Genomic DNA, 19498 nt, shown 5'->3' with positions numbered 1-19498 from the left:
CAAGAAGTCAGGGGATGAATAAGGGACATCTCCTGATCGGACTGGCATTGGCCACGGGGGCATGCTCATCGAGCATGCCCCCCTCGCCGATTTCGAGCACCGCAGCGGTCGAAACTGCCTGCTCGACAACGGCCGCAAGGATCAGTTTCGATTTCGAGGCCGCCTCTTCTTCTCGATGCGTCATCGAAGGCGAGCGCGAGTTCAGCATTCTGGTAACGCCCGAACACCAGCCGCCGATCAATCCCAGCCCCTGGTATGCTTTTCGCTATAAGGCTGATGGTCCGGACGATCTGACCGTAAATCTGCGTTACCTCGGCGCACGCCACCGTTACGCGCCCAAATGGCATGACGGTACAACCAGCGCTGAGCTGTCAGCAGAGGTAAACGAAGACCGATCGGTTGCGACACTGCGCCTGCCGCCTGGCGAGGCCATAGTCAGCGCGCAGGAAGTGTTCGACACGGGGGACCATGATGAGGCATTGACCCGCTGGGCCAGTATCCCCCGTGCGCAGCGTGTTACACTCGGCCACTCGCATTCCGACAGGCCAATTGAAGCACTCCGCCTCGGGCAGCCCGACGCAGCCAGGCTGGTAGTGCTGATTGGACGCCAGCATCCACCCGAAGTGACGGGCGCCATCGCGATGGAGGCCTTTGTCGATCGCATTGCCGAATTGGCCGCGACCGACCCAGCACTGGACCAGCGCTACCAGTTCCTTGTCATTCCGCTGCTCAATCCCGACGGGGTGGCACATGGCAACTGGCGCGCAAATCTTGGCGGCAAGGACCTCAACCGTGACTGGGGCGAATTCTCGCAGCCTGAGACACAAGCGGTCAAGCGCTGGCTCGATGCATTGGCTCCCGACATCCGGCCTGTCCTGATGCTGGATTTCCATTCGACCTACGCAAACCTGTTTTACGTGCAGGGCGATGAGGCGACACCACGCCAGGTGGAATTCCTCAATGCGTGGCTGACGGCAAAGGAGAACGCGTTTGCGGATTACCCGTTTACGGTCGAACGCCGCAACGCCAACCCCGGCAGCGGGACGACCAAGAACTGGTTCCACGAAACCTATGGCATTCCCGCCTACACCTATGAGGTGGCAGATAGCGCCGATCGGGAAGCCTTGCGCGCGGCTGCCGCGGAATTGGCCGGCTCGCTACCGGCGGCTCTGGAACTGCTCGAACCATAGCTGGCGAGGTCGGACAACCCGCAAAGCGTTAGAATAGCGTCTGGAGCAAAGGGTTTGGGAACTTTCGCTCCACGGTTACCCCGTAAAAGCTTTCGACGAACCCCGGCAATTCCGCGCATTCGACCAGTTCGCCGCTTGCCAGCTCGTCGCGCACCACAATCGGCGGGATCGCGGCAAGGCCCACACCCTCACGGGCAAGCAGGCGCATCATCGCCATATCGTCCACTTCCGCAGCGATCTGGGGCCTTAGGCCCAGCCTGTCTGCCATGGCATCGAAGCCCATGCGCAGCGCCGATCCGGGAGTGGCGAGAATCATCGGCGTTTCCGCAATCAACTGCGCGATCGGCCGGGCGCCCGCCAACAACGCGGGTGTGGCGATCAAACTTACACCCTGTTCGTCCAGGCGACGCACGATGAAACTGTTCAGCGTGTCCGGCGGTGGAGGCTGGTTGGTCAGCACCACGTCAAGGTGCAAGTCGGCCAGAGCGTTAAACAATTCGCCCGCGCTGCCGGAACGCAGGATGACCTCGACATCGCTTCGCCCCAGCAGCGGCCGCAGGAACTGCAGCTGGAAGTTGCGCGAAAGTGTCGCGAGCGAGCCGACTCTGAGGGCCTGGCGCTGATGCCCGCTGGCTTGCAAGGTCGCGACGAGTTCGTCGCCGCTGGCAAAGATCGAATTGGCATAATCGAGCGCAATCCTGCCAGCCTCGGTCAACAGCAATGCACGGCCGCGGCGCTCGAACAACTGCTGGCCAAGCCGGTCTTCAAGCAAGCGAATCTGTGTCGAGACCGCGGATTGCGAAACATTGAGGATTTCGGCCGCGCGGGTCAGATTGCCTTCGATCGCGACAGCCTGGAAATAGCGCAAATGGTGATAGTTGAGTTCCATGTAGGTTCTTTTAAACAGAATGACATGGAGCAAACAGTAGGTTCTATTGATTTATCGATGCAAATACCTTGCCGCAGGATCGCTCATATCACGGTAACGGAGCCGCGGCGGCTATCCCCTTGCCAAGACTTGCCGCCTGCCGCTGCCGGTTAAGGTGGATCCCTACGGGAATACAGATGGCAACAAGGCCCAACATCAACAATCCGCTGACTGGTTCCGAGTAAACGAAGCTGCCGACCAACGCACAATTGATTATCAGGATCAACGCCGGCAGGACCGGATGGCCGCGCGCGCAGAACGGCCGCGCTAGGTCGGGCTGGCGTATACGCAGCGCGAAATAGGACAGGACATAGAGGCAAGCAGCCAGCAACGTCAGTGCCCCCATCAAGCGGAAAACAAACACATATCCACCCGAAAAAACCAGCGGGATCGAGATAAGCGTGCCGGCAGCCAGGGCCAACGTTGGCGTACCCCCGCGATTGACCCGCAGAGCAGCTTTGAGGAAGAGGCCGTCTTGTGCCATGCCGTAGAGTATGCGCGGCGTCGCCATAACCGAGCCATTCAAGGTAACGAGCGCCATGAGCGTTGCCAGCAGCGCCACGAAAACATTCCCCCACTGCCCCGATGCCGCCTCGATCACAGGTGCCATGGGAAGTGTTGACGAACGCAGCACGTCAAAATCCAGCGCGCGTATCAGGCTGTAGTTTACTGCCAGATAGATGACAGTCACGATGATGGCCGAACGGAACAGCGATCTCGGGATGTTGCGGCCAGGATCCCTGTCCTCCTCGGCAAAATAGATTGTGCTGTACCACCCGTCATAGACGGCAACGATAAACTGCAGGCCCAGCAGGATGGAAAGAATACCAATGGGCTCAGGCATTGCGGACGCAGCATCGGTTGGCGCCACCGCTGCGGCAGAACCTGCAGGCATTGCCAGCGCGACTGCCACCACGGCAATGAGAAGGCCGATCTTTATCGCCGTTCCCACGATCTGCACCCAGCGACCTTCTTCCACGCCGGGCCAGTTAAGCGCAGTGACAGCGAGGAGGATCAACATTGCCGAAAGCGACACGTTTTCGCCGATCCACGGTATGATCGATCCCAGAAAGTCCGCTGCAGCAATCGCTATCGCGGCGTTCACCGCCACAAAGGCGACCCACATCGTCCAGCCGACCAGCAATCCCATGGCATCGCCAAGCCCTTCTCGTACGGGGACGTAATGACCGCCGGCCTTGGGCAGCGCAGACGAAATCTCCGCCGCGACATTGCATGATAAGAGCACGTACACCCCGCCTGCCAGCCACAATAGCATCACGATCACCGGATCCGGCACCATCTGAGCGATCTCTCCGGGAGCCCGCATTATGCCGGTGCCGATGACAGTGCCCACGCAGACGGCGATGGCAAACGGCATTCCCAGCCGCTTTTGCAGATGTCCGGGGGTAGCGTTTTCGCTCATACCGCCGCTGCCCCGCCTTTCTTGCCGATTTTCGCCAGCAGGCAAAGCGCGAGGCCAATCAGTGTCACCGCGGCAACGGCGTAATAGGTCAGCGCATATCCGCCATTTTCTGCCAGCCAGCCGGAATAGCCCGAGAAGATCGAGCGCGAAAAGTTCGGCACGGCCATGAACAACGCAAACTGGCTTGCGGCCACGGCAGGATTGCAGACCCGCATAGCCCAAACGATCAGCAGGATGTTGAGGAGCAACCCTGCACCATATTGGAGGCTGTACAAGGCGAGGAAGATCCGGTCATTCTGCCAGGTCGGGAAAGTCACCCCACCGATCACGGCCAGTGCCGCGATCAAGACGAACAGACCGGCAATGGCATTTCTCAGCCCGACCAGGCGTACCACCAGCGGCGTCAATATCGCTGCGGCAATGGCGCTAAGCAGACTGGCCATGGCGGAAAAGCTGGAGAACTGGTCGCTCCCCCAGCCGAGCTCCTGCACCGCCAGAGGCGGACTCACGGCGTCAATGAACGACCAGCTGCCCTGTGAGAAAGCCACTCCCAACAGGTACAGGAGGATCAGGGGCGAAGCGAGGGACTGGAACACCCCTTTGATGATCGGCCACCACGCCCCCTGCTGGCGCTCCTCGCATTCCTGCGACGCGCGCCCCTCGCTCCAGGGCAGCAATCGCTCGCCCGGGCGTTCCCTAAAAATCGCCACGAATGTCGAAACAACAGCGACGAAGCCGGCAAGCACCAGCGCCATGGTTGCTATGTTACCTGTCACCAGCAACTGACCGGCGACGAAACTCGTCGCCGAAACCCCGAGTGCCTGTGACGCGAACATGAAGCCATTCACGGTAGTGCGCTCTTCATCGGGCACAAGGTCCACGGCCATCCCGTCAACCGCCACATCGTTAAAGGTCGCACAAATGTTGAGAGTGAAGCAGAACCAAGCGAGCAGCCCGACTTGCGCTGCAGACGGCGCGGCAACCGCCAAGGCAACCAAGGTCGTCGCCATCATCGCTTGAGCGACGAGGATCCAGGCCCTGCGGCGGCCCATCGGTTTGAAGGTAAACCGATCCATCAACAGCCCGTTGATCAGTTTCAGCGACCAGGGCAACATCGCTGTGCCAACGAATACGCCGATCGCTGTGGGTGAAGCGCCGCTCGCTGCCAGCCAGGCCGGTATGGCAACCAGCGTCAGACCCAAAGGCACGCCCTGCATGAAATAGAGGATCACGATGGCGGAAAAGCGCGCCAATTTGTGCTCAGCGAGCGAAGGAAGAACTGGTTGTGCAACAGCCGGTACAGTCAGTGTGGAAGACGATGATTGCACGGCGCAACTCCTGCTCTACGGTTCGCGCGCCCAGGTATTTTTCCAATGACCGTCCCTACGCTTGCTGCTGACGCGCAAACGGGACCGTCTTGGAACATTCTGAGTTGGAAATCCGGCGGATGGCCGGGTCGCAGAAGCCATCCGCCGGAATCAGACCCTGGCCTATTTCAGGACCAGCTCCTGATATTGTGTCGAGCCCGTCGGCTCGCGCATTCCTTCATCCTTCGCCTCGGCATCGCTGCACCGCTCGACGCAGACGCAGACGCATGCTGCAAAAAATCCTTCTCAACTCGCCAAGGCATCGACCGGCATGACTTCGTCCGGGCTCCACCCATCCAAGATGATGTGCCAGCTACCGCCCTCCCCTTGCCGGTAGATCGCAACGCCCTTGCCATGCTCGGTAATCACTTCTCCGTCTTCCCGGCCGACAAAGCGCGCCGAATAGACATATCGGTCTATCGCCAGCATGCCGGATTTCTCGAAAGCGAGCTGCGCCTTCTCGTAATGGGCATCGAAAGCCTCGAAGAAGCTCGCGCCCCACTCCCTGACGGCTGACTTTCCGATCAGCTCAGGCTCGCCGGCAACCTGAAAAACGACGTCATCCGACAGGAGCGCCATGACCTGATCGATATCGTTCGAATTGATCGCATCGACATAGTCGGCGTGAAGCTCTGGGCCTTGTTTCGAAAAGTTGTCCATGTCCCAGCCCTCCGCATTCCTGTCAGGCAAAGCTTCGCCGTAAGTGGCAGAGCCGAACTCTACCTTTGAGCAAATACCTGAATTGTCGTGCGAACCCCGGCCGCAGTTTATGCCCACGCCGATGCTGGCGGGTCAACTGGGCGAGCCGTCAAAAAAGCGTCAATTCTTGCGCGGATCCGCCGGCAACAAATCCGGCCAGCCGTGCCGGTTCCAGGCCTCGACCAGTCCGATGTCCTCGGCGAACTGCATGAAGTCGGGATGCAGACGGGTCTGGCGAATGGGATCGACGTCTGCCCACAGGCTCATCAGGCCGAACATATTGGCCGGATGGATGCGCTCGCGGTAAATTTTCATGGCCAGCGTTGAATGGCCCATCCATATTGCAGGAAAGGCGATTGTGGGATCGTAGGGGTCGGGCATGGTCGCATGGAGCCCGGCCAGCATTTGGCAATAGAGCGCGCGATCTTCTTCCTTGCCGCCGCAAATACCCTTTGCCGCGAGCCGCCAATAGGCATCGCGCGCTTCATCGCTCATCGGCGCTGTGCCGGCCGGTGGCAGGATCACGGAGTTCATCAACAGCCGGGTGCGATAATAGGTCTCGACTGCTTTTTCGTGTTCACCGATTGCCGACTGGACGACTGCAAGCCACATTCCCGGCATGCCCAGGTCGACCATGCGCTGCCCGGCCGCAAGCGCAGCATCCATATTGCCCTGGTTGAAGTGCGCGGTGCACAACAGCACATAGTTGCGGCCATAGACCGGATCCAGCTCGACAGCCGCTTCGATAAACGGCAAGGCTTCACGGGTCCGCCCAAGATAGAGCAGGAACGATCCAAGGCGCACCGTTACATCGGCATTGTTCGGTTCGAGCCGATAGGCTTCCAGTGCAAAATCGAGCGCCTTGGCGGGATTGCCGAGCGTCCATTCGTGGATGCCGCGCATCGCCAGCGCGTGGCCCTGACCGGGATCGAGTGAAATCGCCCGATCGGCGCAGGCCGCCGCCTGCCCCGAACGTTCAACCCGCTCAAGGCATGGTGTGTAAACCGCCGTATGCACATGTGCTTCCGCCATCGCTGTCCAGCATTCGGCAAATTCGGGGTCAATCGCCAGGCTTCTTTCGAGGAGCTCAATCGCGGTAGCGACCGCGCCCTCGGTCATTGACCTTTGCACCAGCGAGCGGCCTTGCAGGTACAGCGCATAGGCTTCGCGGTTCGCAGTCATCCGGCGATGCGGCGCCGCTGCTCCCTCCACTCCCAGGGCTTTGCACAGGCCGGCAATCAACTGGCTGCCGATAACCTTTCGCGCCCCGACAAAGCCATCAACCGTGTCCTGCCAGCGTTCCGACCAGATTTCCCTGCCACTTTTGCCGTCGATCAGGCGGATCGTCAGGCTGGTCAGGTCAGGACTTCTTAGCACGGTGCCTTCGACGAGGTGCGACACACCCAGCTTGGCCGCAATCTCTGGCAGCGTGCCACCATGCGCCGTCATGGCATTTACGGAAGTCCGCCCGGCAAGCGAAAGCTCGGCAATTGCCCCCAGCCGCGATTGCAACTCGTCGACGACGCCTTCAGCAAGGAACAATCCCCCGCCCAGTTCGTCATGTTGTTCAAACGGCAGCACGGCAACGCCGATCCTTCTGCGGCGCCCGTGCATTGCTTCGCGCCCTGCCCATGCCGCAGCAAGGCGGTCATGGGCCTCGACCCGGGATGTCTCCTTGAGCACATCCAGCAGGCGCTGCACTGCCAACCGAAGCTGGCTTTCGACATGCAGCCTTTTGGCGGCCAGCCATTCGGCAAATTGTTGGCCGAAATCGATATGTTCGATCAGGGGGCGACCGGCGATCTCGGCAAGGATGCGAGTCGCCTCCGTGTCATCGCCACTGGCCAGCGCGGCCTCAAGATCATGCAGATCGGAGCGCATCGACAATGGATCGATCGCAATGCGAGAACTGCCAGCTTCAAGAATATCGCAGCCAGCAGCCTGCAGCTGCCGGTTCAGGTCATGCAGGCATTGGCGAAGGCTTGCGCGCGCCTGTGCCCTGAACCGTCCGGGCCACAAGAGCTTGCTGAGTTGTTCGCGCTCGATTGCTTCTCCGGGAGCGATACAAAGCATGGCCAGGATCGCCCGGGCCCGGCGATTGGAAATGCCGATCTCCCGGCCGTCAGCAGCAAATAGCTTGAATTCGCCAAACAGCACGGCACGCACTCGTGCGTGCTCTCTTGGCGCTTCGATCAGCGCCATGCCATGCCCCATTTGCCCCACAATGGAGAAGACTATAGCCCGAAGCCACGTAAAGCAAATATTCGCTTCCTAAGCGGCCCGTTCCCTCATCAGCAATATGACCGACGAATTGAGCGAATGGAGCGGAAAAGCGGCACCGGAGCGGGCGCCCCGGTGCCTGCCTCCCCTCCCCCTTAGAACTTCGCTTCGGCGAGGATCGTGAATGAACGCCCGCGCGGGTCGGCGACGCGCGGCTCCCACGAGCTCCCCGCGCCGGTGTTGCTGTCATAGGTAATCGCAAACGGCGGATCGGTGTTGAACAGGTTTTTCACCCCTGCCGTGATGCGGAACCGCTCTTCGATATCGACCGAAGCCGAAAGGTTGTAGATCACATAGGCCTTAACCCGCGGATTGAAATCCGGCCGGGTGATTGTCCCGCTGGCGATGCCGGGTAAGGCCTGATTTTCGTATCCGTTGCGATAAATCTGCGAGAAGTTGATCGAGACGTTATCCTTGCGGAAATTGACCCAGGCATTGTGCTTCCATTTCAGGCCCAGGTCGCCAGCGTAGGTGAACACGCCACGCTGGTCGACATAAGCCGCCGTTGGCGCCTGCTTTTCCTCTTTCTTCAGCAGGTAGCTGCCATCCATACCCAGATTGAGCTCGCCGCCGAAAGCATCAAGGCCGCCCCGCAACGATACTTCGAGGCCCTCGGTCCTACGCGATCCGATATTGTCTGCGCGCAAGTCAATAAGAGTCAGAATACCGTTGGTTCGCTGGAAGCGGTCTGGATCGAGGAACTGGATATTCTGCAATGCCTCGCGAAGCGAAAGGGCCCCGATCACATCGTCAACCGCGATCGACCAGAAATCGACCGAAGCGCTCCAGCGCGGAGCGGGCCGCAAGACCACACCAACAGAAAATTGCTCGGACGTTTCAGGTCCGAGGTTGAGATTGCCCCCGGTCAAAGTGTCGGGCGTGATCGCCGCACAGCCCGGCAAGGAACTGACTGCACCGGTCGGGCAGGTCGTCGGATCGACCAGCGTAATACCCGGATTGGGAGACTGGGTGACGCCGTTGAAAATCTGGTTGAAAGTGGGCACCCGGAATCCGGTGTTGTAGGAGCCGCGGAACATCAGCCATTCGGCAGGCTGGAACTTGGCGCTGAACTTCGGATTGAAAGTAGTCCCAAACCCGCTGTAATCGTCAAGACGCGCTGCTGCGGTGACTTCGAGCATGTCGAACACCGGCAGCAAGACTTCGCCATAGACAGCCTTCACGGTGCGCTTCTTGCCATCGAGAGCATTGGCGTTATCAAAGGCGACGTTGAAGATTTCCGGCCTGTTCAGTTCAGCCTCGGGCGAACCGTTGAAGCTATAACCCTCACGCCGATAGTCTACGCCCACCGCCATCTGCACGGCGCCGCCCGGCAGATCGAACAGCGAGCCTGAGATCGACGCGTCGAACTGCCATACGTCATATTTGCCGCCGTAGAGCAGAACACCTTCGGCCGAGACTGCCTCAAGCGCAGCCAGCGCTTCAGGCGTCTGCTCGATCGAGAACGGGTTGATGATGCCGCTGTTCAGCAGGCCAATAATGCCCGGTGCGGTTGCCCCCGGCGCGATTGGCGCGCGGGTATCGAGCCCGCCCCTTACTGCACCCGGGATGCCCGATTGTAGCGCCCTATCTGTCGAGGAGAAAATGCCGCGATAGGCATATCCTGTTCCCAAGACTGATACCGCCTCACTCTGCGCGTAGGAACCGCCCGCCTGGTAATCCCAGCCGCCGCCCAACGGGCCGTCGATGAACAGCCCGGCGCGGAAGGTCTTGGTATTGGTTTCATATTCGCGCGGGCCGCAAACCACACAGCGCCAGCGATAAGCGATCGGTTTGCCATAATTGCCTGTGGCATCGACCGTTCGGTCACCCACGGCGCCAATGGCCGGGAATGCTGCGGCAAGCTGGTCGTAAATACTGTTGTAGGTGCTCGCCGTCAGGGCATTGAGCGGATAATAAAGCGGCGTGGTGCTGGTGTTGCCGGCATACTGGTTCGATGAGAACTGCTTGGAGGAATCTGCTTCCGAACCGGTGACTTCAGCAGAAATCTTGTGATCGCCGAGCGCCAGTGTAGCACGCCCGTAATAGGTCAGCGTATCGATCGGTTGCTGCAGGATTGCCGCGCGGCCAGTGTCCCACGCGCAAGCATAAAAAGCCGGATTGTTGGCCCACAACGCGTGGTCATAAGCCATACCTCCATCGAAGGTTTCGCATCCTGCCCCACCGGGCAAATCGAGCACGTTGATACCACCTGTCGCCTGGAAGGTCTGGCCAGGAACAGGCAGCGCCACGCCGCTGATCAAGCTGCCATTCGGAGCGAACAACGCGTTGGTACCATTGGGAAAAATGGTCGCAATCGGCGTGCCGCGTGTGTCGATCGACAGGCCGCGTTCGGGCTGGTTGCCGTTCACGAAGTCGCGATCCGAACCGCGCAGGATTGAGTGCCAGCTCTTGCTGACCGAGGCCATGATATTGAAGCCCTGTTCATCAAGGTCGCCGTATCCAACGGTTCCCGACAGGCGGTAGATGGGGCTGTCGCCTTCCTGCGTGATGTCAGTGAAACCGGAGACCGCTACGCCCTGGAAATCGGTCTTGGTGATGAAGTTGATCACACCGCCGATGGCGTCGGTGCCATAGATAGCCGATGCGCCGTCCTTGAGCACTTCGACCCGCTCGATCGCCGCGATCGGGATCTGGTTTACGTCAACCGCCGAGCCGGTAAGGCCGTGCGCGGCAACGCGCCGCCCGTTGAGCAGTACCAGCGTGGCTGCCGAACCCTGCCCGCGCAGGTTGGCGGCGGATAGCCCGTTTGTGCCGCGCTGCGCGCCGCTGGTCACGTCGCTGTTCGATGCCAGATTGTCGGCGCCATTGCCGTTGGTCGAAAGATAGGAGATCAATTGTTCAGGACTGTTGATCCCCTCGCGCTGCAGTACCTCGGTGGTGATAACCTCCAGCGGCAAGGCGCTCTGCGTGGGATCACGCTTGATGCGCGAGCCGGTAACAAGGATGGCATTCGCATCGGCTTCCACATTGCTAGCCCCATCGTCTGCGATCTGTGCGCCTGACTGGAGAGCAATATCCGCGGTCGACTGCGCATGCGCCGCCCCCGACGCGCCCAATGCCAAAGCCGCAAACGCGCTTGTGCTCACCAGACCGATCCGAATTGAAGGAATTGTACGCATAGATACCCCCTGAAAGCCCTGAAATTGCTGTGTGCATCAATTAACCGCATTTTTGCAAGCGGATATGAGTTTGTTCAAATGTGGAAAAGAGCGACCGGGAATTCTTACTACGCGGCAAGCGAAATTTGCGAACGGCCAATGCCTGTGCCAATCGTCAGGCGAAATCGGCTCGGCTCAAGCAATAAGGGATGCGAAATGCGCGGACGCATAAGCCAGGTTGCCTTACTCTCCATGCTGCTTGCCACACCGATGAATATTGCCTTGGCTGAGGAACCGGCAGCACCCGAACGGCAAGCCCCGTTGGCACAAGTCAGGGTACAATTCACGGCATCCGAGATCGCCCAGGTCGAGGCAGCCGGCATTGCCGACCTGCAATCGGGGCGCGCCGTCACTGCCGATGATCCCGTGCGGGTCGCGTCAATCTCGAAGCTCGTGGTCGCCATCGCGGTCATGCGACTGGTAGAAGAAGGCAAGCTGGCGCTTGATGACGATGTGTCCGCAAAGCTGGGTTGGCAGTTACGAAATCCGGCTTTCCCGGATGTGCCGATTACGCTGCGCATGTTGCTTTCCCACCAGTCGAGCCTGACCGACAATATCGACTATGTGCTGCCGCTTGATGCAGACATGGCGCAGGTGCTGGCCGATGCCCGCGCGTGGGACGGGCAACACGCGCCAGGGACTTTCTTCCGTTACACCAATTTCAACTTCCCGGTGATCGCGGCGGTAATGGAAAAAACAACCGGCGAGCGGTTTGACCGGTTGGTTGGTGATATTGTGCTGGAGCCCCTGCAAATTGAGGCCTGTTTTAACTGGGCCGATTGCGACGAAGACCATGCCGCCCGCGCGGTGGCACTCTATCGCGAGCGGAAGCCGGTAAAGGACGAGCATCGCGGTGGGATGCCCGATTGCCCGGTCACCCCCCGCCCGCGACGGGTCGTGCGATATTGCCGCACACTGGGTGCCGGGCCAAAACGGCGCGATCTTTTCACCCCAGGGCGGATTGCGCATTTCGATGGTCGGTCTCGCCAAAATCGGCCAACTCCTGCTGGGCCAGGGCGAGGTCGACGGGGTCCGATTGCTCGAATCCGAATCCGTCAGGACCCTGCTGACCCCTTTATGGGCCTTCAATGGCCAAAATGGCGAGACAGACGAAGATGACGGCAACGGCCACAGCCAGTCGGGCTTCATGTGCCAATATGGCCTTGCCAGCCAGACACTCGCGACCGGCACTGACGGTTGTCATGACGATCCGTTCGGTGACGGGCGCCCGCGCGTTGGCCATGCCGGAAGCGCCTATGGGCTGAAATCGGGCCTGTGGATCGACCTGCAGCGCGGCGAAGGGGTGGCCTATTTCGCCACCGATGTGCTCGATGCTGACACGGGCAGCCATTCGGCATTCACCCGCATCGAAGAACAGCTCGCGAGCGGCGCGCCGCTGACTGCGGCGACTGCAGCCGCCAACTAGTTGAGCCGGCGGGCAGACTAGCGGGCGATGGCTTCCTCTATCGCCGCCAGCGCATCCTCGCTATCCCAGTGATATCCTCCAGCAACGCGGAAAAGTTCTTGGCCCTCTGCATCGTAGAGCACTGTCAGTGGCATCACCCCGCCCCCGCCATATGCCGCCGCGAGGTCGTTTGCCGGATCAAGCCACGGTTCGAGCCGCGCAAACTTGCGATCGGCAAAGAACGGCACAACCGCCTCCGCGCCGCGCATGTCCTGGCTCACGGTAACCACCCGTAGCTCGCCGTCCTTCACCGCCGCAAGTTCGTCGAGCATCGGCATCTCGACCACGCAGGGTGCGCACCAGGTCGCCCACAGATTCAGCAGCACCGGCTGGCCTTTCAGAGCGGCGAGGTTCAGCTCCTTCCCGTCCGGGTCTTTGACCGTGATCGCGGGCATCAGCTCGCCAGCAAAGCTGCGATCGATCTCGCCAGTCAATTCTGGCTTGGCCTTGCCCAATTGCTCCTGCTGTTGCGCGTCGCCCTCCGCGCCACTATCGCAGGCGGCCAGAAACAGCGCCGAGGCGAGGACAGTGAGCGATAGCCGTAAGGACATGTCGGGCTCCAATCAGATGTGGGGCGGAAGGTTCGCTGAAGGACCTAGCGCGATCATGCGCGAAATCAACGCCTCGATTCCTTTCGACAAGGCGCTGTGGCGGCAGGATATCGCTGCGTCGAAGGCGCATGTTGCGATGCTGGGCGCGCAGGGGATCGTTTCCGCCGAAGATGCCCGGGCGATTTCAGATGGCCTTGATAAGGTCGCAGCCGAGTATGAGCGTGACGGGGTGCCTGAGAACTGGGACCTTGAAGACATCCATATGACCACCGAAGCGCGGCTCGGCGAACTGATCGGGCCAGTTGCCGGACGCCTCCACACCGCGCGCAGCCGCAACGACCAGGTTGCGACCGATTTCAAACTGTGGGTGCGTGACGCGATCGACGAGACCGATGCCGCGCTGGGCCGCTTGCAGCTCGCCCTGCTGGACCAGGCAGAGGCCCACGCGGCCAGCATCATGCCCGGCTTCACCCATTTGCAGACTGCGCAGCCAGTGACGCTGGGCCATCACCTGATGGCCTATTTCGAGATGATCGAGCGCGACCGCGACCGCTTCAATGACGCGCGCACGCGGCTGTCGATGTGCCCGCTGGGCAGCGCGGCGCTGGCCGGCACGGGCTTTCCGATCGACCGCCAGATGACTGCCAAAGCACTGGGATTTGCCGCGCCGACGCGCAACAGCCTGGATGCGGTGTCCGATCGCGACTTTGCGCTCGATTTCCTGATGGCGGCGAGCCAGTGCGCGCTGCACCTGTCGCGCTTGGCAGAGGAGTTCATCATCTGGGCCAGCCAGCCGTTCGGCTTTGTGCGGCTGCCCGACGCGCTCAGCACCGGCAGCTCGATCATGCCGCAAAAGAAAAACCCCGACGCCGCCGAGCTTGTGCGTGGCCATGCCGGGCGGATCATCGGCTGTGCAACATCGCTGATGATCACCATGAAGGGCCTGCCGCTCGCCTATTCGAAGGACATGCAGGATGACAAGCCGCCGGTGTTCGAAGCTGCAGGGCTGCTTGCACTCAGCATCGCTGCAATGACCGGCATGGTGGCAGACAGCACGTTCAACACCGCGCGCATGCGGCAGGCGGCAGAGCTGGGTTATGCCACGGCGACCGACCTTGCCGATTGGCTTGTGCGCGAGGCGGACGTGCCTTTCCGCGAGGCGCACCACATCACCGGCGCGGCTGTGAAGCGGGCCGAAGCCGATGGCGTCGCGCTTGACCAGCTGCCGCTTGACGTATTGCAGGGCATCGACCCGCGTATCGACGAGCGGGTCTACGAGGCGCTTTCGGTCGATGCTTCGGTCGCCTCGCGCGCCTCCTATGGCGGCACCGCGCCCGATCAGGTAAGGCACCAGATCGAACTGGCCAAAGCGCGGATGGGATTGACAAGATGAGACTATGGCACCTTGCTACGCCCGCACTGCTGGGCCTTGCCGCGCTAGCTGCCGCATGCGGACAGCGCTCGGACATCGAGCCTCTGGCGAACCAGGCCTTGCCGCCCGCACCCTATGGTAGCGAGACGCAGCCGAGTGCCGAAGAGCTGCTGGAGATGGAAACTCTCGCTGCTCCCCAGCGTAGTGTGGAATTGCGGCGCCGTTCGGAAGAGCGGGCGGACGATCCCTTCGACCTGCCGCCAGAATAGACCGAAACCAGGGAAAAGATGGACCATTTCGCTTTTAAGAATGGCGTGCTCTACGCCGAAGATGTGCCGCTGCCGCGCATTGCCGAGGAAGTCGGCACACCCGTTTACGTCTATTCGCGGGCCACGCTGGAACGGCATGCGCGCGTCATGCGCGAGGGGCTCGACGGTGTGCCGAACAAGCTGATTGCCTTTGCGGTCAAGGCCAACCCCAACCTCGCCGTGCTGAAGGTCCTGCAAAAGCAGGGCTTCGGCGCAGATGTGGTCTCCAGCGGCGAGCTCGTCCGTGCCCTCGCAGCCGGAATGTCGCCGGAGATGATTGTGTTCTCGGGCGTGGGCAAGACCCGCGCCGAGCTGGAGCTGGGGCTCGACAAGGGCATCGGCCAGTTCAACATCGAATCCCGCGAAGAAGGCCGCGAACTGGCAGAACTGGCTGCGGCGCGCGGCGAGCGGGCCCCCGCCTGCCTGCGCATCAACCCCGATGTCGACGCCAAAACGCATGAGAAGATCTCTACGGGCAAGGCCGAGAACAAGTTCGGTATCCCGCTGATGCATGCCCGCGAAGTGTTTGCGGAACTGGCTGCGCTGGATGGGTTGAACCTGCGCGGCGTGGCGGTGCATATCGGCAGCCAGCTGCTCGATCTGGAGCCGCTTGAAACTGCTTTCGGCAAGGTCGCTGAACTTGTGGCAGACCTGCGCGCGGCGGGTCACACGATCACCCATGTCGATCTGGGCGGTGGGCTTGGCGTGCGCTATCGGGCTGGCGAAAACCCGCCCACCCCGGCCGATTATGGCGCAATGGTCGCACGTGTGACGAAAGACTGGGGAGTACACCTGACCTTCGAGCCGGGTCGCGTGATCGCAGGCAATGCCGGCGTCCTCTTGACTCGCGTGATCCGGGTAAAGCGGGGCGGCAACGGCCCACCCTTCGTGATCGTCGATGCCGCGATGAATGACCTCGCTCGCCCTTCACTCTATGGCGCATGGCACGATTTCGATGCAGTCCAGCCCAGCGGCGAACGCATGACCGCCAATATCGTCGGCCCGATCTGCGAAACCGGCGATACCTTTGCGCGCGATCGCGAATGCGACGCACTGGTGGCGGGTGACCTTGCAGTGTTCCGCACTGCCGGCGCCTATGGCGCTACCATGGCCAGTTCCTACAACTCGCGCGGCTTCGTGCCGGAAGTGCTGGTTGACGGGGATCGCTATGCGGTGGTGGCGGACCGCCTGCACCCGGCGGCCATCATGGATGCTGAGCGCGTCCCCGATTGGCTTTAGGCCCGACAGGTTGGCATGATCAACTCGCTGCCGCTGTTCCATCGCATCCAGGGCCAGAAAGTCCTGGTGCTGGGCGATGGCGACGCGGCAGAGCCGAAGAAGCGGCTGGTCGAACGCGCCGGAGGTGTAATCGAATACGATATGCAACGCGCGATCGACGAGGGCGTGCGGCTCGCCTTCGTCGCTTATGACGATCCGCGCGCCTGCGAAAACGCAGCCATAAACCTGCGCTGCGCAGGGATGCTGGTGAACGTGGTCGACATGCCCGATCTGTGCGATTTCACCACGCCCAGCATTCTGGAGCGCGAACCGTTGCTGATCGCGATCGGAACCGGTGGTGCCTCGGCCGGCCTTGCCAAGCATGTCCGGCTGCGGCTCGAGCGGTTGCTGCCGCAATCACTGGGCGAACTTGCGCAGGCGCTGTTCGCCGGGCGCGACGCGTTGCGGCGCAAATTTCCCGATGGCGCTGACCGCCGCCGCGCGCTGGACGATAGTTTACGCGAAGGCGGGGCACTCGATCCGTTCGATCCGGTTGCGCATGCGCGCGTTGCGCAATGGCTCGCGGACGCGGACCGGCCAGAACCTGCGCGGATCGAGACTATCGCACTAAGCTCGTTGGACCCCGAAGACCTAACCTTGCGGCAAGCCCGCTTGCTCGGAGAAGCGGATACGCTGCTGCTCGATGGCGAAATTCCTGCCGCGATTTTGGCCCGCGCGCGCGCGGATGCGGCGCGGGAACAACTGGATGGAACCGCGCCGAACGCAGCGCCGGGACTGACAGTGGTGCTCAAAGCCCCCGATCAGGCCGCATAGGCGGCGGCGCCGGCCTCGATCTCCGCGAAATAGCGCGCCATCGCGTCGCAAGCCTTTTCGCTTAGCGAGATAAACACCCGGCGCTTGTCAGACGAATCCGCCACTCGCTCGAACAGGCCGTCGTCGGTCATCTGCTGGATCCAGCGCAGCGCAGTGGTGGCCGGCACGCCGGCAGCAAGGCATAGCGAGGTTACCGACACGCGCCGGTGTTCGGCATGTGCCGCGGTGAGATCGAGCAGCATGTCCCAGGCCGGATCGGCAAACAGCGCAGCCTCGAAATATTTTGTGCGCGCGTGCCGCTGGCGGATGATCCGGCGCACCAGTCGCGGATCGGGGAGGCTGCGCCGCACCAGTGGCTCGTCCCGGTCAGCTTCGCCAAACCCGCGAAACACGGGCCGATTGTCGCGCAGACCGGATTCCGCGCCCGCCGTTTCGTCAACACCCGCTTGCTGCGCGAAATTCTCGAGCCGCCGCGATATTGCTTCGACCTGCTCGGTCAGGTTGAGCAATACGGCGCGATCCTGGGCAGAAAGTTCGCGAACATGCCCCCGGTTGGTGCCCGCAAGGCTGCGCCCGACAGCAAGCAAACGCTCAGGCGGAGAGGGATCAACCAGGATTTCCGGCTGCGACTGATCGAAGCACGCAAAGACATCGTCCAGCGCCGCGATCGAAGTCGAAACCACCAAGCGCGCACCTGACGCGGCGATGCGCATATCGAGCAGGCACAGCGCTGCCATTGCGGAGGCATCCACGCAGGGCACATCAAGCAGCACGGCATCGCCAAGCAAGGCGATGCTACCGTCAAGAAGCTGGTCAACGGGTCCCTGGTAAAGAATGCTGAAGTCAGCCCCGGCCAGTTCATCCGCCGCCTGATGCCGCCAGAAAGCCCGATCTGAAAATATCGCGACACTCCCGCGTTGATACGGAGAGTCGTCAGCTGCGCGATATTCAATCTCGCTCGACTGTTTCATGCCGATTCTTCCCCATTCGCACCCAATTAAGAACAGGGTAAGAACAAAAAAGGATCAGGTCAAGAATTGATGCGAAAAATCAATCAAGGAATGGATCGCGCACCAGGATCGTATCGTCGCGTTCGGGGCTGGTCGAAACCAGCGCCACCGGCGTTTCGATCAATTCCTGCACGCGCTGGATATACTTGATCGCATTGGCGGGCAGGTCAGCCCAGCTGCGCGCACCGGCGGTTGATTCCTGCCAGCCTTCGAGCTCTTCATAAATCGGCTCGACCGCCGCCTGGTCAGCCGCGTGGCTGGGATAGTAGTCGAGGATCTTGCCCTTCAGGCGATAGCCGGTGCAAATCTTCACCTTCTCCAGCCCGTCGAGTACGTCGACCTTGGTCAGCGCGATGCCGGTTACACCGCTGATCGCGCAGCTTTGCCGCACCAGCACTGCATCGAACCAGCCGCAGCGCCGCTGCCGCCCGGTGACGGTGCCGAATTCGTGCCCGCGCTCGCCAAGGCGCTGGCCGACTTCGTCCTGCAATTCAGTGGGGAACGGCCCGCTGCCAACTCGGGTCGTGTAGGCCTTGACGATCCCCAGTACGAAACCGGTGGCGTTGGGGCCCAGCCCGCTGCCGCTGGCCGCGGTACCGCTGACGGTATTGGAACTAGTGACGAAGGGATAGGTGCCGTGGTCGATATCAAGCAGCACGCCCTGCGCACCTTCAAACAGGATGCGCGCGCCCGCCTTGCGCACCTTCTTAAGACGCTTCCACACAGGCTGGGCATATTGCAGCACGAAAGGCGCGATCTCTCGCAAGTCAGCCAGCAGCCGCTCACGGTCAACTGGCGGCTGGTCGAACCCGGCGCGCAGTGCATCGTGGTGCGCACACAGCCGATCGAGTTGCGGCTCCAGGTCGTCGAGATGCGCGAGGTCGCACACACGGATCGCGCGGCGACCGACCTTGTCCTCATAGGCCGGGCCGATCCCGCGCCCGGTTGTGCCGATCTTGCCGCTGCCGGCGGCCGTTTCGCGCAAGCCATCAAGATCGCGGTGGATCGGCAGGATCAGCGGGCAATTGTCAGCGATGGCGAAATTGTCATCGGTGATGCTGACGCCCTGGCTTTCCAGTTTTTCGATCTCTGTCTTGAGGTGCCACGGATCGAGCACCACGCCATTGCCGATGATGCTGAGGGTGCCGGTCACGATGCCGGAGGGCAGCAGCGAAAGCTTGTAAGTGGTGCCGCCCACCACCAGCGTGTGCCCGGCATTGTGCCCGCCCTGGAAGCGGACGACAGCATCGGCGCGGCTGGCCAGCCAGTCGACAATCTTGCCCTTGCCCTCATCGCCCCATTGGGCGCCGATCACGGTAACATTGGCCATGCGGAAACTCTCATCTGGCAGACAAACCGCGCGGGCCTAGGCGTTGGCGTGGCCGAGGGCAAGCACCAAGGCGCGATTGTCCAGACCTGCCATGGGAGGCATGAACTCATGCATAGCACTAATCGCGAAATTCGCGACCAGTCGTTGCAATTGCTCGCTGGCCGGAACGGTTATCCCTTCGCCAACGACAGCCCGCTGGGATAGTTAATTTCAAGCTAAGTCTGAGCGGTAAGAACTCGCGCAAGACATTCAGCTATGGGGGCTTTTGCAGGTCAGCGCCAATGGGAGGCGATGACCGGGACAGGAAGCAGGAGCCGGGTCGCTTGAGGGAAGATGTGCTTGAA

16 protein-coding genes are annotated in these 19498 nt (G+C 61.4%); 7 read left to right on the top strand and 9 right to left on the bottom strand.

Annotated features, from left to right (window positions below; genetic code table 11):
* The first annotated feature begins 14 nt into the window (after positions 1-14).
* Positions 15-1190, top strand: a complete 1176-nt coding sequence (locus G6N82_RS12995; protein WP_165197079.1) for a M14 family metallopeptidase — start codon at positions 15-17, stop codon at positions 1188-1190.
* Between the two features lie 28 nt (positions 1191-1218).
* Here G6N82_RS12995 and G6N82_RS12990 read toward each other — a convergent pair whose 3' ends face one another.
* From G6N82_RS12990 to G6N82_RS12965, 6 genes are all read right to left on the bottom strand, one after another.
* Positions 1219-2079 carry a LysR family transcriptional regulator gene (locus G6N82_RS12990; protein WP_165197077.1) on the bottom strand — a complete coding sequence of 287 codons (861 nt, stop codon included), beginning with the start codon at positions 2077-2079 and terminating at the stop codon, positions 1219-1221.
* Positions 2080-2167: 88 nt separating this feature from the next.
* Positions 2168-3496, bottom strand: coding sequence for an APC family permease (locus tag G6N82_RS12985; protein ID WP_165197075.1), 1329 nt, complete (start codon positions 3494-3496; stop codon positions 2168-2170).
* A gap of 41 nt (positions 3497-3537) precedes the next feature.
* Positions 3538-4794 carry an MFS transporter gene (locus G6N82_RS12980; RefSeq protein ID WP_165197073.1) on the bottom strand — a complete coding sequence of 419 codons (1257 nt, stop codon included), beginning with the start codon at positions 4792-4794 and terminating at the stop codon, positions 3538-3540.
* A 360-nt stretch (positions 4795-5154) separates the two neighbouring features.
* Positions 5155-5568: a nuclear transport factor 2 family protein gene (locus tag G6N82_RS12975; RefSeq protein WP_165197071.1), complete on the bottom strand. Its 414-nt coding sequence runs from the start codon at positions 5566-5568 to the stop codon at positions 5155-5157.
* Between the two features lie 159 nt (positions 5569-5727).
* Positions 5728-7809, bottom strand: a complete 2082-nt coding sequence (locus G6N82_RS12970; RefSeq protein ID WP_165197069.1) for a tetratricopeptide repeat protein — start codon at positions 7807-7809, stop codon at positions 5728-5730.
* Positions 7810-7982: 173 nt separating this feature from the next.
* Positions 7983-10994 (bottom strand): TonB-dependent receptor, encoded by a 3012-nt coding sequence (locus G6N82_RS12965; RefSeq protein WP_165197067.1) that lies wholly within the window; start codon positions 10992-10994, stop codon positions 7983-7985.
* 57 nt (positions 10995-11051) lie between these two features.
* Between G6N82_RS12965 and G6N82_RS12960 the strand changes: the two genes are divergently transcribed.
* Both G6N82_RS12960 and G6N82_RS12955 read left to right on the top strand, forming a co-directional pair.
* Complete coding sequence (locus G6N82_RS12960) at positions 11052-12185, top strand: serine hydrolase (RefSeq protein WP_165197065.1); 1134 nt, start codon at positions 11052-11054, stop codon at positions 12183-12185.
* A gap of 28 nt (positions 12186-12213) precedes the next feature.
* Entirely contained in the window at positions 12214-12492 is a 279-nt protein-coding gene (locus tag G6N82_RS12955) for a hypothetical protein (protein ID WP_165197063.1), read from the top strand.
* Positions 12493-12509: 17 nt separating this feature from the next.
* Here G6N82_RS12955 and G6N82_RS12950 read toward each other — a convergent pair whose 3' ends face one another.
* Positions 12510-13082, bottom strand: coding sequence for a TlpA disulfide reductase family protein (locus G6N82_RS12950; RefSeq protein ID WP_165197061.1), 573 nt, complete (start codon positions 13080-13082; stop codon positions 12510-12512).
* A 16-nt stretch (positions 13083-13098) separates the two neighbouring features.
* Here G6N82_RS12950 and argH point away from each other — a divergent pair, with 16 nt between their 5' ends.
* The 4 genes from argH to G6N82_RS12930 are packed head-to-tail and all read left to right on the top strand — an operon-like array spanning position 13099 to position 16814.
* The gene (gene argH / locus G6N82_RS12945; protein WP_165198253.1) at positions 13099-14475 is read left to right on the top strand and encodes an argininosuccinate lyase; all 1377 of its coding nucleotides are present in this window, start codon (positions 13099-13101) and stop codon (positions 14473-14475) included.
* Positions 14472-14723 carry a hypothetical protein gene (locus G6N82_RS12940; protein ID WP_165197059.1) on the top strand — a complete coding sequence of 84 codons (252 nt, stop codon included), beginning with the start codon at positions 14472-14474 and terminating at the stop codon, positions 14721-14723. Before argH ends, G6N82_RS12940 begins: the two co-directional genes overlap by 4 nt.
* 18 nt (positions 14724-14741) lie before the next feature.
* Complete coding sequence (gene lysA / locus G6N82_RS12935) at positions 14742-16001, top strand: diaminopimelate decarboxylase (RefSeq protein WP_165197057.1); 1260 nt, start codon at positions 14742-14744, stop codon at positions 15999-16001.
* A 15-nt stretch (positions 16002-16016) separates the two neighbouring features.
* Positions 16017-16814 carry a bifunctional precorrin-2 dehydrogenase/sirohydrochlorin ferrochelatase gene (locus tag G6N82_RS12930; protein WP_165197055.1) on the top strand — a complete coding sequence of 266 codons (798 nt, stop codon included), beginning with the start codon at positions 16017-16019 and terminating at the stop codon, positions 16812-16814.
* On the opposite strand, the gene G6N82_RS12925 is transcribed toward G6N82_RS12930, so the two are convergent.
* Both G6N82_RS12925 and G6N82_RS12920 read right to left on the bottom strand, forming a co-directional pair.
* Positions 16802-17785, bottom strand: a complete 984-nt coding sequence (locus tag G6N82_RS12925) for a winged helix DNA-binding protein (RefSeq protein ID WP_165197053.1) — start codon at positions 17783-17785, stop codon at positions 16802-16804. The two genes, G6N82_RS12930 and G6N82_RS12925, sit on opposite strands and share 13 nt — an antisense overlap.
* Before the next feature lie 79 nt (positions 17786-17864).
* A complete protein-coding gene (locus G6N82_RS12920) occupies positions 17865-19154 on the bottom strand; it encodes an adenylosuccinate synthase (RefSeq protein WP_165197051.1) in 1290 nt (429 codons plus the stop codon).
* Positions 19155-19498: the final 344 nt, after the last annotated feature.

The sequence above is a fragment of the Altererythrobacter sp. BO-6 genome (genome assembly GCF_011047315.1).
GTDB lineage: Bacteria > Pseudomonadota > Alphaproteobacteria > Sphingomonadales > Sphingomonadaceae > Erythrobacter.
This window is presented reverse-complemented; position numbering and strand designations above follow the sequence as displayed.